Source organism: Streptomyces sp. NBC_00846, assembly GCF_045207325.1.
Classification (GTDB): domain Bacteria; phylum Actinomycetota; class Actinomycetes; order Streptomycetales; family Streptomycetaceae; genus Streptomyces.
Map to the genome: position 1 here is coordinate 2020092 of NZ_CP108846.1, position 14808 is coordinate 2034899.

Below are 14808 nucleotides of genomic sequence, written 5' to 3' on the forward strand. Positions count from 1 at the left end.
GTTCTGGCGGAAGCTTTTTGCGCCAGCGACGAACGCATGCGCCTGGCACAGGCGTTGCTCGACGAGGCGCAGGCGGAGCGGAGCAGGATGCTCGCGGCGTTCGCCGTCACGGTCGGCGACGACGGCTCGATCGCTGACTTGATGGGCCTGAACGAGCGCGAAGTGCGATTGGCACGACGTACGGTGGGCCGCGGTGACGCGCGGTCCCTCGCGGAGGAGCTCCTGAACCGGCCCGTTAAAGCGGTGCGGGTGGTGGCGGACGAACCTCCTTCCGTACCCGAGGCCCCCGTACCGCATCCGCGCGAAGAGGCGCCCGTCGCACCGCTCGTCGCGCCGCTCGCCGCATCACCGGATACGCCACCGGTCCCGGCCCCGGCCCCTCTCCCGGTGCCGCCCGCCGAGGTGGACAGCCCCGTCTTCTGGTCGCCCAGCATGGACTCCGTGCTGCTGTGGAGCTGGGAGTCCGGTCTCGACGTACAGACGGTCGCCGCCGAACTCGGCCTGGACGTACGGGCACTGCTGACGCGCGTCCAGGAGCTCGCCAACGACGGACGGCTCACGCTCTCGACCCCGGTCCCCGAGGTGCCCCGGTCCGGGCGCCATCGCCGCCAGCACGAAGAGGGATACGCCACCCTGTTCGGCCCCACCGCCACCTTTCCCACCCACGTGCCGTACTGAGCGGCACGTCCGCCCCTCGCCGCGGCGGCATGGATCCGACCGGCGGCGCCCTACCGCCCTCGGGTTCAGGACCGCGCGGCGACCGCGTCGCACCACCGCACGATCTGCGGCCCCGACTTCATGTATGTCGCGTTGTGGTCGGTCGAACCGTCGTTGACCCTGCCGTCGAACAGGGCGGGCATCGCGGCGTGCTCGATGTCGTACGGGCCCGAGACGGGGGTGATGTCCAGCAGGGTGCCTCTGCCGCGCGCCTCGGCCGAGCGGGACGACACTCCGGTCGCGTCGGTGGGCTGTCGGGCGGCGACCGGTGCGGTGCCGAGTGCGGCGAGGACCACCACCACCGCGGCCGTCACCCTTCGGCGGGCGGCACGGCGACGCTCGCGGCCCAAGTGGTGGTGTTTGTGCGGTTGGTGTTGTCCATGGCCATGACGCTATGCAGCCGCACGCGACGCCGGTACCGGCCTGGACACCCGGCCGGAGGTACACCTGGCAACACCTCCGGTCCGGGGCCCTGCCCGCCGGACGGGCCGCGCGTCACAGTCGCTGGATGATCGTCCCCGTAGCCAGCGCGCCGCCCGCGCACATCGTGATCAGTGCGAACTCCTTGTCGCGGCGCTCCAGTTCGTGCAGGGCCGTGGTGATCAACCGGGCCCCGGTGGCGCCCACCGGGTGGCCGAGCGCGATGGCGCCGCCGTTGACGTTGACCTTTTCGAGGTCCTGTCCGAAGACCTGGGTCCAGCTCAACACCACCGAGGCGAAAGCCTCGTTGATCTCGACGATGTCGATGTCCTTGAGCGACATCCCGGCCTTGCCGAGCACCGCGCGGGTCGCGTCGACCGGTCCGTCGAGGTGGAAGTGCGGGTCGGCGCCGACCAGTGCCTGTGCGACGATCCGGGCGCGCGGCTTGAGCTTGAGCGCGCGCGCCATCCGTTTGGACGCCCACATGATCGCGCAGGCGCCGTCGGATATCTGCGAGGAGTTGCCCGCGGTGTGGACCGCGGTGGGCATGACCGGCTTGAGCCGGCCGAGCCCCTCCATCGTGGAGTCCCGCAGCCCCTCGTCCCGGTCGACCAGGCGCCACATGCCCTGTCCGGCCGCCTGTTCCTCCTCGGTGGTCGGCACCTGGACCGCGTACGTCTCCCGTTTGAACCGTTCCTCGGCCCAGGCGACGGCCGCACGCTCCTGCGAGATCAGCCCGAGCGAGTCGACGTTCTCCCGGGTCAGTCCGCGTTTGCGGGCGATGCGTTCGGCGGCCTCGAACTGGTTGGGCAGGTCCACGTTCCACTCGTCGGGCCAGGGCTTGCCCGGTCCGTGCTTGGAGCCGCTGCCCAGCGGCACCCGTGACATGGCCTCGACGCCGCAGCTGATCCCGATGTCGATGACTCCGGCCGCGACCATGTTGGCGACCATGTGGGAGGCCTGCTGCGAAGAGCCGCACTGGCAGTCCACGGTGGTGGCGGCGGTCTCGTACGGAAGGCCCACGGTGAGCCAGGCGTTGCGGGCCGGGTTCATCGACTGTTCGCCGGCGTGGGTGACCGTGCCGCCGACGATCTGTTCGACGCAGTCGGCGTGAATGCCGGTGCGGCCGAGGAGTTCTCGATAGGTCTCGCCCAGCAGATAGGCGGGATGCAGATTGGCGAGCGCGCCTCCGCGCTTGCCGATGGGCGTGCGTACGGCTTCGACGATGACGGGTTCCGCGGCCATGAGCTCGTCCTCTCCTCGCACTTCCGCAGGGGCGTCCCGGCGCCCGCGGAAGGAACTAGTACGCGTTCTAGTTCTCCATGCAGTCTTATGAGGCTTACCCCCGGTACGCAAGGGTCGTGCACGCACCTTGCGTCCACTTCATGCCGGCCTCACCCACTCTTCACGCAACAGATCGGGCCACCCCTCTTGCCAGTTGTAGAACTCGTTACTACCTTTCGGTCAACTTCTGATGGGTCGTCAGACATCTTTCGGGCGGCTCTCGGACCGACCTGGAGTTGCCGATGCCCTGCCCCCATCTGCCCGAAGGGTTCGACTTCACCGACCCCGATCTGCTCCAAGCCCGCATACCGCACCCCGAGTTCGCGCAGATGCGGCAGACCGCACCGGTCTGGTGGTGCACCCAGCCGGCCGGTATCTCCGGTTTCGACGACGAGGGCTACTGGGTCGTCACCCGGCACGCGGACGTCAAGTACGTCTCCACACACCCCGAGTTGTTCTCCTCGAACACCAACACCGCGGTCATCCGCTTCAACGAGTCGATCGACCGCGACCAGATCGAGGTCCAGAAACTGATCATGCTCAACATGGACCCGCCCGAACACACCCGGGTCCGCCAGATCGTTCAACGGGGTTTCACCCCACGGGCGATCCGCTCCCTGGAGCAGGCCCTGCGCAGTCGCGCCCGCTCGATCGTCGAGACGGCACTCACCGCGGCCGACGACGACGGCTCCTTCGACTTCGTCACGAACATCGCCGTCGAACTGCCGCTCCAGGCCATCGCCGAACTCATCGGCGTACCGCAGGAGGACCGGTCCAGGATCTTCGACTGGTCGAACAAGATGGCCGCGTACGACGATCCGGAGTACGCGATCACCGAGGAGGTCGGCACCGAGGCAGCCATGGAGATCGTCTCGTACTCGATGAACCTGGCGGCCGCCCGCAAGGAGTGCCCGGCCAAGGACATCGTCTCCCAGCTGGTCGCCGCGGAAGGGCAGGGGAACCTCTCCTCCGACGAGTTCGGCTTCTTCGTGATCCTGCTCGCCGTCGCCGGCAACGAGACCACCCGTAACGCCATCAGTCACGGCATGCACGCCTTCCTCACCCACCCCGACCAGTGGGAGCTCTACAAGAGGGAACGGCCGGAGACGACCGCCGAGGAGATCGTCCGCTGGGCCACCCCCGTGGTCTCCTTCCAGCGGACCGCCACCCAGGACGTCGAACTGGGTGGGCAGCAGATCAAGAAGGGCGACCGGGTCGGGATGTTCTACTCCTCGGCCAATAACGACCCCGAGGTCTTCGAGAACCCGGAGACCTTCGACATCTCCCGTGATCCCAACCCGCACCTCGGCTTCGGCGGCGGCGGTCCGCACTTCTGCCTCGGCAAGTCCCTTGCGGTGATGGAGATCAACCTGATCTTCAACGCGATCGCCGATGTGATGCCGGACCTGCGGCTGGTCGGCGACCCGCGGCGGCTGCGCTCGGCATGGCTCAACGGGATCAAGCAGCTCCAGGTCAGCACCGCCGTCGACGCCGCGCACTGACTGCGCTTCCCCGCCCGAACCCCCGGCGGGGAAGCGCACAACAGCGCGAGGATCATGGCGGGCATGCACGCCCTGCTCTCCGCCTTCGCCCCCATCTGGATGCTCACTGCGATCGGCTACACGGTCGGCCGCAGTGGTCTCCTCGGGGAGCAGGCGGAGGCCGTGCTCGGCCGGTTCGTCTTCCATGTGGCCATGCCCGCCGCCCTGTTCAGCATGGTTTCCGGGGCGCGTCTCGACGCCTTCGCCAACTCCTCGATGGTGGCCTTCGCGGCAGGTACGGCGCTGGTCTGCGGTCTCGGCTTCGTGGCCTCGGGCCGGCTCTTCGGCCGGGGCACGGCCGACCGGGCGATCGGCAGCATGGCGTCCGGCTACGTCAACTCCGCCAACCTCGGTATTCCGGTGGCGGTACAGGTGCTCGGCGACGCGTCGTTCGTCGCTCAGATCATCCTGTTCCAGGTGCTGTTGGTCTCTCCGGTGATCCTGACACTGCTGGACACGGGGGCGGGGGCAGGGCCGGGCGCGGGCTCCGGGAAGGGATCGGTGTTCCGGCGGATGCTGACCATGCCGGTGCGCAACCCCGTCATCATGGCCTCGCTGCTGGGTGTCGTCGTCTCCGCGCTCGGACTGCGACTGCCGCACGCCCTCGCCCACTCCTGCGACGTCCTCGGCGCCGCCGCCGTACCGACGGCCCTGATCACGCTGGGGCTGTCCCTGAACGTCCGCCCGGCGACCGGGGTTCCGGCAACGCAGCGCGCGGAGCCCGGCAGTGAGCGTGCGGAGCCCGGCGGGACCGGGGTGCGTACGAAACGTGCGGAGGTCGTCGTGGCCGTCGCGCTCAAGACGCTGGTCCAGCCCCTGATCGCCTTCGCCGTCGGCGGCCCGCTGCTGGGTCTGCCGGACCATCAACTGCTGGCCGTCGTGCTCTGCTCCACGCTGCCGACCGCTCAGAACGCCTTCATCTACGCCCAGCAGTACGGCCTGGACACCCGCCTGGCCCGCAACTCCGTGGTGGCCTCGACGGTGGTGTCCATGGCAACGCTGTCCCTCGCCACCTGGGCCCTGGGGACGTCCTCCTGAGCCGTTCGGCCCCGCTGAGCCGTTCGAGTGGCGGACCCGGGCCGATGGGCGGATGCGGGTCGGGCGGCGATCCATGCCGAAGGGGTGACGGAACGACAGTTTCGTCCCGGCGCCCTTCGGCGTCTCAGGGCTTCGTGCGCCCTGCCGACTTCGTGAGCCCTGCGGTCCTCGCGCGCCCTACAGGCCCTGGCTCTGATGCTGCTTGCCGGCCACCGCGTCGCCCGTCGGTCTCGGTACCGGCACGGAAACGGCCAGGTCGTCGTGCGGTTTCGCCGTCGTCGGCACAGCCGGCAACCACAGTTTCCGGGGCCCCGACAGGACGTGGGTCAGCCCGAAGCCGAGCGCGACGACAGCCGCACCGCCCACCGCGTCCAGCACCCAGTGATTGGCCGTGGCAATGATCGCGGAGACCGTGAACAGCGGGTGCAGCAGCCCCAGCGCCTTCATCCACGGCTTCGGGGCCAGCATGACGACGACCACGCCGCACCAGAGCGACCAGCCGAAATGCAGCGAAGGCATCGCCGCGTACTGATTGGTCATCGCGGTCAGCGCTCCGTAGTCCGGCTTCGCGAAGTCCTGGACGCCATGGACCGTGTCGATGAAACCGAGCCCCGGCATCAACCGCGGCGGGGCCAGCGGGTAGAGCCAGAAGCCGACCAGCGCGAGAAGCGTGGCGAAGCCGATGGAGCTGCGGACCCAGCGGTAGTCGGCGGGGCGTCGTACGTACAGCACCCCGAGAATCGCCAGCGGCACGATGAAGTGGAACGTCGAGTAGTAGTAGTCGAAGAAGTCCTTCGGCCAGCCGGCCTCGACGACCGCGTGGTTGGCCCAGTGCTCGATGTCGATGTGCAGCCACTGTTCGAGGGAGTGGATCTGACGGCCGTGGTGTTCGGCGGTGGCGCGGCCCGCCGTTGCCGCGAGCCTGACCTGCGCGTACGCGGAGTACACGACCCTGATCAGGAGCAGTTCCAGCAGCAGGTTGGGCCGGCTGAGCACCCGCCGCCAGAACGGCAGCAGCGGAACGCGGCGCCAGCGGGCCGGAACCGGGACCGCGTAGTCGGTCGGGATCGGCCGCTGCCAGTACGGCGAGGTGCGCGGCAGGAACGGTGCCGCGCAGGCCGCGCCGAGTGCCACGATCAGCAGTACGTTGTCGCGCAGGGGGAAGACCGCGGCCACGTTCGGCAGCAGCATCTTCCCCGGCAGCGTGATCACGAGCACCACCACCGCCGGCCACACCAGCCGGTCGGAGGCCCGCTTGCCGACCCGGCCGACCACGGCGAGCAGCACCCACAGCAATTGGTGCTGCCAGGCGGTCGGCGAGACCGCGACGGTGACGCAGCCGGTCACGGCGACGGCGAGCAGCAGCTGCCCGTCGTGGGCGTACCGTACGGCGCGACGCAGCCCGAGGTAGCAGACGGCGGCCGCCAGCACCACGAACAGCACGATTTCGAGCGGGCCCGCCAGACCGAACCGGAGGAGCGCGCCGTGCAGGGACTGGTTGGCCAGGCTGTCCGGATTGTCACCGAGCCCGGCGCCCGCGACATGGTGCACCCAGTAGGCCCACGAGTCGCTCGGCATCGCGGCCCAGGCCAGGGCCGTGCAGGCGGCGAACACGGTGCCGCCGGTCACCGCGGCCCGTCGGCGGCCGGTGAACCAGAGCAGGACCGCGAAGAGCAGTACGGTCGGCTGGAGCGCGGCCGCGATCCCGATCAGGAGGCCCGAGGCGCGTTCCCCGCGGACCGCGAAACAGGCCAGCAGCACCAGCAGGACCGGCAGGATGCTGGTCTGCCCGAGGTGGAACGTGTTACGGACCGGCAGGGACAGCATCAGCAGGCTGATCGCGACCGGGGCGGCCAGCAGTGAGGTGCGGCGGGCGACCGGGCCCGGCAGCGCGCGGGCGGCGACGACACCCAGGGCGGCGACGAGCAGCAGCGAACCGAAGGTCCAGGCGACGCCCAGGCCCTGTTCCGCCGTCCGGGTCAGTGGCTTCAGCACGAGTCCGGCGAACGGGGTGCCGGTGAACCGGTCGCTGTCGTACAGCGAGCCCGTCACATGCAGGACGCCGTTCTCACCGATCCAGGTCTCCAGATCGGTGAGCCGTTCCCCCGGCGGCTGCCGCAGCACCACCGCCATCTGCCGTACGGCCAGAGCGGCCACAACCAGCCAGAGCAGGGCCCGGGCGGCCCCGGTCCTCGCCCCCGTCGCCGCGTCTCCGCCCACACTGTGCTCCGCATTCGCCACGCTGAGCCGACCCTCCCGCCGTTTCTGTGCTCGTCCCTCGACCTGGGCGTGCTGAGAAACCTTCGCATTGCGCTATGGGGTAGACACAATCAACCCCCTCTTCGCCTGACTGTCATCCTCCTTTTTCGAAAGAACGACCGAAAATCCACTCATGCCGGGACGGTCCGGGCCTGTACGAGCCGGTCCCGGCCGACGCCCCCGGCCGGGACCGGAACCGGAACCGGATCGGTGGTGTCCGCGTCCTTTCCCGTGCAGGAGCGGGTTGTGGTCCTGCGAATCCGACGGCACCGGCCGGTGGTGACCGCGCACCAAATGGGATCGCTCCTGCGATCACGCTCAAGTCAGAATGACCGGCATGACCTGGACCACGACCCCCGAACCCTTCGGTTCCCCCGATGCCGCGCTGCTGCGCCGGGACTACTACGCCGAGGTCGCCGGCCGCTACTGGGGGCGGCCGGCGACCGCCGAGGAGATCGACGAGGGGCTCACCGACGACGGCGCCGACCGGCTCGTTCCGCCCACCGGCCAGTTCGTCGTCGGCCGGTTCGAGGGAAAACCGGCGGCCTGCGCCGGGCTGCTGGTGGTGGACGCGGACATCGCGGAGGTGACCCGGGTGTTCGTACGCCCCGCATACCGCGGTACGGGCGGCGGCGGGCTGCTCCTGACGGCCGTCGAGAGCGCGGCGCGCGCCTTCGGCATACGCGCGGTCAGGCTCGACACCCGCAATGACCTCGTCGAGGCACGGGGGCTGTACGCCAAGCACGGCTATCGGGAGGTCCCGGCGTTCCACCGGCGGCAGTACGCGGAGCACTGGTTCGCCAAGGAGCTCTAGGGTCTTTCGTTTGGATCACGCCGGGCTCGCATGGCCGGCGTGATCCAAACGAATGACCCCAGGTGTCTACGGACGACTCACGCGGGTCCGGCCGCGTGGTCCCGCTTCGGCTCGGGGCTGTGGGGCCGTTCCCTGGTCGACCCGCCCGTCTCCGCGGTCAGCTCCGTCACGAGCCGTACCAGGTCGGTCGGCCGCTCCGGCCCCCACCAGTCGCCCAGCAGCTCGGCCATCGAATCCTCACGGGCCTTCGCCAGCTCCACCACGGCTTCCTCGCCGGTCTCGGTGAGCACCAGCTGTATCCCCTCGCGCCGGACCAGTCCGCGCTCCTCCAGCTGACGCGCCGCCTCGCTGATCACCCGCAGCGGAACCGGGCTGACGTCGGCGAGCATGGCGGGTTCGACCGTGCCGTGCCGCCGTATCCGCAGCAGCATCCAGCTCGCCGCGGGCAGCAGGTCCAACCCCGCCCTCTTGGTGATCTTCACGTAGATCTCGCGGCGGCCTTCTCGGGTGGCGAGCACCGAGAGGGCCCGGGCGCATTCGTCGTATGAGGACCGCTCGACCGGGTTCGTCGCCAGGGTCTCGGTGGGCTCCGGGGCGGTCACCGAGCCGCGCAGCTTGTCCTCCTTGAGGAACCAGGCGAAGGCGAAGGCGACCACGACGACGGGTGCCGCGTACAGGAACACGTCGGTGATCGAGGTCGAGAATGCGTGGAGCACCAACGGCCGTAGCGTGGGCGGCAGTTTGCCGATGGAGCGCGGATCCGAGGCCAGCCCCTCGGCGCCGGCCCCGGAAGGCAGGGTGCGGCCGGCCAGCACCGCGGTCAGTTTGTCGATGAGCCGGTTGGTGAAGATCGTACCGAAGACGGCGACGCCGAACGAGGCGCCGATGGAGCGGAAGAAGGTGGCTCCGGACGTGGCGACGCCGAGATCCTCGTACGTCACGGCGTTCTGCACGACCAGCACCAGAACCTGCATCACCAGGCCGAGCCCGGCGCCGAAGACGAAGAAGTAGGCGCTCATCTCCCAGGTGCTGCTGGTCTCCGTGAGCCGGTGCAGGAGCAGCAGCCCTATCGCGGTGATACCGGTGCCCGCGACCGGGAAGACCTTCCAGCGGCCGGTGCGGCTGACGATCTGCCCGGACGCGGTCGAGGTGAGGAGCAGGCCGGCCACCATCGGGAGCATGTGCACACCGGACAGCGTCGGCGTGATGCCGTGCACCACCTGCAGGAAGGTCGGCAGATAGGTCATCGCGCCGAACATCGCGAAACCGACCACGAAACTGATGACGGCGACGAGGCTGAAGGTCCTGATCCGGAACAGCTTCGGCGGAATGACGGGCTCCGCGGCGCGGCGCTCCACCTGCACGAAGGCGATCAGCAGCAGCACGCTCAGCACGGCGAGACCGATGATCTGTGGCGAGCCCCAGGCCCAGGTGGTGCCGCCGAGCGAGGCGGCGAGGACGAGGCAGGTGGCGACGGAGGCGATGAGGAAGGTGCCGAGGTAGTCGATGGTGTGCTTCGTACGGTGGACCGGGATGTGCAGGACCGCGGCGATCACGATGAGCGCGACGACGCCGACCGGCAGATTGATGTAGAAGACCCAGCGCCAGCTGAGGTGTTCGGTGAAGAAGCCGCCGAGGAGCGGCCCGAGGACGCTCGTCGTACCGAAGACCGCACCGAACAGGCCCTGGTACTTGCCTCGTTCGCGTGGCGCGACGATATCGCCGACGATCGCCATCGAGAGCACCATGAGTCCGCCGCCGCCAAGGCCCTGAAGTGCGCGGAAGCCGATGAGCTGCGGCATGTTCTGGGCGACACCGCAGAGCGCCGAGCCGATGAGAAAGATGACGATGGCGGCCTGGAAGAGCTTCTTTCGTCCGTACTGGTCGCCGAGCTTGCCCCAGAGTGGAGTCGCGGCGGTCGACGCCAGCAGGTAGGCCGTGACCACCCAGGAAAGGTGTTCCAGACCGCCGAGGTCGCTGACGATGGTCGGCAGCGCGGTGGAGACGATGGTCTGGTCGAGTGCGGCCAGAAGCATGCCGAGGAGCAGCGCACCGATGGCCACCATGACCGACCGCGTGGAGCGGCCCTCGCCGGGGGCCGGGGGGCTCGGATGCTGGGCCATGGAACATCTCCTCGGGTCCGCTACATCCCCATCCTGGCCGTTCCGCACGGTTATGGCCTGCCGAACGGGACCGGTGGGAGTCGGCTCGGGAGCCGCGCGGGCTACGGCGACCTGCGGGCGGCATCCGGCCCGACGATCGCGATCCACCCGGATTGGCTTTCCCGGACAGGTCTTTGTATCGTGATGGAACAAAGTAGCCTCCGCCCGCCACCCCCTGACCGGCGGGCGAGGCTGCTTGTTTCTCTTTCCTGCGACATGTCCCCCTCGCCCCCTCCCCCTTATTTCTGCGTTTCCCCACCCCGTTCCCCGCTCTGGAGCACGCCCATGCCGGCCACCGTCCTCACAGCTCGCGCCCTCCTTCTGGACATGGATGGCACCCTCGTGAACTCCGACGCCGTCGTGGAGCGCTGCTGGCGGCGTTGGGCGCTGCGGGAGGGGCTGGACCCGGAGGCCGCACTCAAGGTGGTTCACGGGCGGCAGGGGTACGCCACGATGGCGGTGCTCCTCCCGGACCGCCCCATGGAGCAGAACTACGCGGACAACCGGGCGATGCTCGCCGAGGAGACCGCCGACACCGACGGCGTCGTGCCCGTCGCCGGCGCGCCCGCTTTCATGGACGCGATCGCGGTGCTCCCGCACGCCCTGGTCACCTCGGCCGACGCCGCGCTGGCCCGGACCCGGATGACCGCGTCCGGGCTGCGGATGCCCGCCACCCGCGTGACCGCCGAGAGCGTCGGCGCCAGCAAGCCGGACCCCGAGGGCTTCCTCAAGGGAGCCGCCGAGCTGGGCTTCGCCCCGGCGGACTGCGTCGTCTTCGAGGACTCGGAGGCGGGGATCGCGGCCGGCCGGGCGGCGGGCATGCGCGTCGTGGGTGTCGGCCCGCGGGCCGCGGCACTCTCCCCCGACGCGCACGTCGAGGACCTGACGCGCCTCCGGGTGGAAGCGGCGGCCGACGGTTCGATCCGGCTGCACATCAGCGCGCGATAGCCACCCTTCGGCAACCCGGCCCCAGCACCCCGAACTCCGGCCCCTGATCCCTGACTCCTGGCCCCCGCCTCGGCGCGACCGGTCCCGCGGGCCTCAGTCCCGGTGCAGCCGCCCCCGTGCCACCAGTTCGAGCATGACGGCGACGGCCACCGCCTGTACGGCCATCAGCGCCACCAGTACGAACAACTGCACGGCCCCCGCCTGCACCGGTGAGGCGCCGCCGAGCAGCATGCCCACGAAGGCGCCCGGCAACGTGACGAGCCCCACCGTCCGCGCCTGATCGAGCCCCGGCAACAGCGCGTCCGCCGCCACGGGCCGGGCGATCTCCAGCCTCGCGTCACGGTCGAGCAGCCCGAGCGCCATCCCCGCCTCCACCTCCCCCCGCCGGGTCGTCAACTCGTCGAGCGCCCGCCGCCCGCCGAGCACGGTCGCGGTCAGCGCACCCCCGATGAGGATGCCGGCCACCGGGATCAGCGCGATGCCCCGGACCTCGACGAGTCCGGTGAGCAGCAGCAGCACGACCACCGGCACGACCCCCGCCCCGATCGGCACGGCCGCCCACCACCAGGTGCGATTACGGGTGATCCGGCGGCCCGCGGTCCGCACCGCGACGACGTACATCAGCGCCACGAACCCGAGCAGCGGCGGCAGCGAACGGACCACCCAGCCGATGAGCAGGGAGACCGCGGCGAGCTGGACCGCGGCCCGCAGCCCGGCCAGCAGGATCTCGCGCGACCGTCCGAGCGAGGCCAGCGCGGCGACGGCCACCGCCGCCACGAGCAGCAGGGCGAGGACGACCCCGAGCGTGATGTCGACCGGAAGCAGCACGCCGTAACTCTACGGCCGGCCCCACCCGGATCACGGGCACGAACCGACCCGCCCCAGAGGCGGATTGCCGTCGCATCAGCACGTACGCCCGCACAGATGGGGACGTACGCCCCCATGCTCCAGCCCTGTCGGTCAGAACCCTTGATGTGACGTGCCCATGTCGCCACCCTGTTACCTGGCGCCCACCCCACGGAAACCTGGCGCCGCCACGATGGCCGGGCTCTACGGGTCACCCATCCAAGGTCCCCCCACGTCAAGGGAGTTCGCATGTCAGGTATCTACGCGCGTCGCATCGCTGTCGTCGCCGCATCCGCCGCCCTCGCCGCAACCACCGGACTGCTCACCGCCCCCACTGCCCAGGCAGCCATGCCCACCCCGGTGTCGGCATCGACCGCCCGCACCTACCTGAGCCAGCTGACCGTCTCCGCGGAGGGCTCGTCGACCGGTTACAGCCGCGACAAGTTCCCGCACTGGATCACCCAGTCGGGCACCTGCAACACCCGCGAGGTCGTCCTCAAGCGCGACGGTACGAATGTGCAGCAGGACTCCAGCTGCGCTGCCGTCAGCGGCAGTTGGTACTCGGAGTACGACGGCGCCACCTGGACCGCCGCCTCCGATGTGGACATCGACCACATGGTCCCGCTCGCCGAAGCCTGGCGGTCGGGCGCCAGCAGCTGGACCACCGCCCAACGACAGGCGTACGCCAACGACTTGACCCGACCTCAGCTCATCGCGGTCACGGACAACGTCAACCAGTCCAAGGGTGACAAGGACCCGGCCGCCTGGCTGCCCCCGCGCACCGCGTACCGCTGCACGTACGTGCGCGCCTGGGTGCACGTGAAGCACTACTACAACCTCACGGTCGACTCGGCCGAGAAGAGCGCCCTGCAGTCCGTCCTCAACGGCTGCTGAACCCACCCGCCCCTCCCCCGTCGTTCCACACCGTACGGAGCCGTGCACGCCGCACGACTCCGTACGCGTATCCCGGGAAGGGACCGGGGAGGGCCCCCTGGAGGGCGCGAGGACAGCGCGGGCGGGGAGCCACCGGCGCGTTTTCGGCCGAGTGCGGCCACTGACGACGAAGACCCGCGCGCCCGGCGCGCCCCGCGCACCCGAGGAGCGGCAGCGACCAGGGCCTGGCGCGGGCGAGGCGCACCGAGCACCCCGGGAGCCCCTCGCCCGGCCCGGAGCAGAGGCGCGCAGCACTGCATCGCGGGAGGGCCGCACATCCACCCGCGTCCTTCAGCTGACCTGCGCACCCCCGCGCGCCCGTTCACGAGGGCCCGGCTGGTACGCGGCGGTCGTCCAGCTCGTCGGCGGCAGCCTGGTGGTGCTCGGTCTGGGCGCCCGCGTCGCCGCCCTCGCCTGCTCCGGCTCCATGGCGTACGCGTACTTCAAGGTCCACCAGCCCGAGGCACTCTTCCCGCTGCAGAACGGCGGCGAGCCCTCGGCCGTCTTCTGCTGGGCCTTCCTCCTGCTGGTCTTCACCGGCCCCGGCGTGCCGGCCCTGGACCGACTCTTCCGCCGGGGCGGCGCGGAACGCGCCGAGGACCGCGCACACGAGCAGGCACCGGCCGTGACGGCCTGACGGCCGCCATGGCCTGACCAGTGCAGGACCGGCCCGTCCGCCTGCGGGCCGGTCCGGACATCACCCACGGTCCGGTCCGCACGTCACCTACACCGCTTGCACCGCACATCACCTACACCGCCTGCACTGCCCGCATCTCCCACGCCGGAACCCGGGCTTCCCATTTGCGGGCTTACGTGAGCTTCCCAACATCATCCGTATTTATAGATCACCGCAAGAGTGTCAGGCGTACGCTGTAGAGCTGGCCCTGCCGCTCCTGCCGCTCCCCTGCGACGTCGCGGCGTTGTTCCTGATCGGGGAGTAGTAGGTGCTTGAGAGTATGGGTGCGCTGACCGGCAGCCCATGGATCTATGCTGTGGTCGCCCTCTCGGTGCTCCTGGACGTCTTTCTGCCCGTGCTGCCCAGCGGAGTCCTGGTGATCGCCGCAGCCACGGCAGTCGCCGCCGGTTCGACGACCGTCGCGGGGACCGCTTCCGCGACGAACGCCGCCGAGCAGGTGTCCCAGGTGCCCTCGCTCCTCACGCTGATCCTGTGCGCCGCCTCCGCGTCGGTCCTCGGCGACCTCGTCGCGTACCGGCTGGCCTGGTGCGGCGGCGAACGTCTGGACCGGGCCATCGCCCGTTCCCGCCGCCTCACCTCGGCACAGGAACGCCTCGGCGCCGCCCTCGCCCGGGGTGGCGGCATCCTCGTCATCATTGCCCGCTTCGCCCCGGCCGGCCGCTCGGTCGTCTCCCTGGGCGCGGGCGCGGCGCATCGCAAGGTCAAGGATTTCCTGCCCTGGTCGGCGCTGGCGGGCGTGGCCTGGGCCGGCTACAGCGTGGGCCTCGGCTACTTCGGCGGCCAGTGGCTCGGCGCGACCTGGGTGGGTACGGCCGTCTCGGTCCTCGCCCTGTTCGCGGCGGGGGCCCTCGCCGCGTACGTCATGCGCCGCCCGGCAGCCGAGGCGGCCGCCCGGACGGCGGCGCCCGCGCCGGCCACTACGGCTTCCTGACCGCACCCCGTATCTCCAGACCGTCCAGCAGTCCGGCGGTCGCCCCGGCGATCTCGTCGACGGCGCGGTCGAACACTTCCTGATTGTGCGCGGCCGGGGCGCGGAAGCCGGACACCTTGCGTACGAACTGCAGGGCGGCGGCCCGGATCTCCTCCTCTGTGGCCTCTTCGGGGAGAGCGGGCGGTCGAAGGGTCTTGATGCTGCGGCACATGACTCCA

At 70.3% G+C, this 14808-nt stretch carries 14 protein-coding genes; 8 read left to right on the plus strand and 6 right to left on the minus strand.

Annotated elements, in window-relative coordinates; translation table 11 throughout:
- Nucleotides 1-36: 36 nt before the first annotated feature.
- Nucleotides 37-678 (plus strand): hypothetical protein, encoded by a 642-nt coding sequence (locus OG936_RS09355; RefSeq protein WP_383750741.1) that lies wholly within the window; start codon nucleotides 37-39, stop codon nucleotides 676-678.
- 65 nt (nucleotides 679-743) lie between these two features.
- Here OG936_RS09355 and OG936_RS09360 read toward each other — a convergent pair whose 3' ends face one another.
- Both OG936_RS09360 and OG936_RS09365 read right to left on the minus strand, forming a co-directional pair.
- On the minus strand, nucleotides 744-1067 hold the full coding sequence (locus OG936_RS09360; RefSeq protein ID WP_406493849.1) for a hypothetical protein: 324 nt from the start codon (nucleotides 1065-1067) through the stop codon (nucleotides 744-746).
- Between the two features lie 145 nt (nucleotides 1068-1212).
- Nucleotides 1213-2382, minus strand: a complete 1170-nt coding sequence (locus tag OG936_RS09365; RefSeq protein ID WP_383750745.1) for a steroid 3-ketoacyl-CoA thiolase — start codon at nucleotides 2380-2382, stop codon at nucleotides 1213-1215.
- Between the two features lie 281 nt (nucleotides 2383-2663).
- Here OG936_RS09365 and OG936_RS09370 point away from each other — a divergent pair, with 281 nt between their 5' ends.
- Together OG936_RS09370 and OG936_RS09375 are read left to right on the plus strand one after the other, a co-directional pair.
- Nucleotides 2664-3923, plus strand: a complete 1260-nt coding sequence (locus tag OG936_RS09370; protein WP_406493851.1) for a cytochrome P450 — start codon at nucleotides 2664-2666, stop codon at nucleotides 3921-3923.
- Between the two features lie 54 nt (nucleotides 3924-3977).
- A complete protein-coding gene (locus OG936_RS09375; RefSeq protein WP_406493853.1) occupies nucleotides 3978-5000 on the plus strand; it encodes an AEC family transporter in 1023 nt (340 codons plus the stop codon).
- A 177-nt stretch (nucleotides 5001-5177) separates the two neighbouring features.
- Here the strand turns inward: OG936_RS09375 and OG936_RS09380 are convergent, their stop codons facing one another.
- Nucleotides 5178-7172, minus strand: coding sequence for a bifunctional glycosyltransferase 87/phosphatase PAP2 family protein (locus tag OG936_RS09380; protein ID WP_406500381.1), 1995 nt, complete (start codon nucleotides 7170-7172; stop codon nucleotides 5178-5180).
- 424 nt (nucleotides 7173-7596) lie between these two features.
- Between OG936_RS09380 and OG936_RS09385 the strand changes: the two genes are divergently transcribed.
- Nucleotides 7597-8073, plus strand: a complete 477-nt coding sequence (locus OG936_RS09385; RefSeq protein ID WP_406493855.1) for a GNAT family N-acetyltransferase — start codon at nucleotides 7597-7599, stop codon at nucleotides 8071-8073.
- Nucleotides 8074-8150: 77 nt separating this feature from the next.
- Here the strand turns inward: OG936_RS09385 and OG936_RS09390 are convergent, their stop codons facing one another.
- Nucleotides 8151-10196, minus strand: a complete 2046-nt coding sequence (locus OG936_RS09390) for a DHA2 family efflux MFS transporter permease subunit (protein WP_406493856.1) — start codon at nucleotides 10194-10196, stop codon at nucleotides 8151-8153.
- 324 nt (nucleotides 10197-10520) lie between these two features.
- On the opposite strand from OG936_RS09390, the gene OG936_RS09395 reads away from it, so the two are divergent.
- Nucleotides 10521-11183: an HAD-IA family hydrolase gene (locus tag OG936_RS09395; RefSeq protein WP_406493857.1), complete on the plus strand. Its 663-nt coding sequence runs from the start codon at nucleotides 10521-10523 to the stop codon at nucleotides 11181-11183.
- Nucleotides 11184-11276: 93 nt separating this feature from the next.
- Here OG936_RS09395 and OG936_RS09400 read toward each other — a convergent pair whose 3' ends face one another.
- Nucleotides 11277-12011 carry an ABC transporter permease gene (locus OG936_RS09400; protein ID WP_406493858.1) on the minus strand — a complete coding sequence of 245 codons (735 nt, stop codon included), beginning with the start codon at nucleotides 12009-12011 and terminating at the stop codon, nucleotides 11277-11279.
- Nucleotides 12012-12278: 267 nt separating this feature from the next.
- On the opposite strand from OG936_RS09400, the gene OG936_RS09405 reads away from it, so the two are divergent.
- The 3 genes from OG936_RS09405 (at nucleotide 12279) to OG936_RS09415 (ending at nucleotide 14590) form a co-directional block, all read left to right on the plus strand.
- Nucleotides 12279-12923 (plus strand): HNH endonuclease family protein, encoded by a 645-nt coding sequence (locus OG936_RS09405; protein WP_266745921.1) that lies wholly within the window; start codon nucleotides 12279-12281, stop codon nucleotides 12921-12923.
- Between the two features lie 151 nt (nucleotides 12924-13074).
- Nucleotides 13075-13599, plus strand: coding sequence for a DoxX family membrane protein (locus OG936_RS09410; RefSeq protein ID WP_406493861.1), 525 nt, complete (start codon nucleotides 13075-13077; stop codon nucleotides 13597-13599).
- Nucleotides 13600-13906: 307 nt separating this feature from the next.
- Nucleotides 13907-14590, plus strand: a complete 684-nt coding sequence (locus OG936_RS09415) for a DedA family protein (protein WP_406493862.1) — start codon at nucleotides 13907-13909, stop codon at nucleotides 14588-14590.
- On the opposite strand, the gene OG936_RS09420 is transcribed toward OG936_RS09415, so the two are convergent.
- A complete protein-coding gene (locus OG936_RS09420) occupies nucleotides 14577-14801 on the minus strand; it encodes a DUF2277 domain-containing protein (RefSeq protein WP_406493863.1) in 225 nt (74 codons plus the stop codon). The two genes, OG936_RS09415 and OG936_RS09420, sit on opposite strands and share 14 nt — an antisense overlap.
- Nucleotides 14802-14808: the final 7 nt, after the last annotated feature.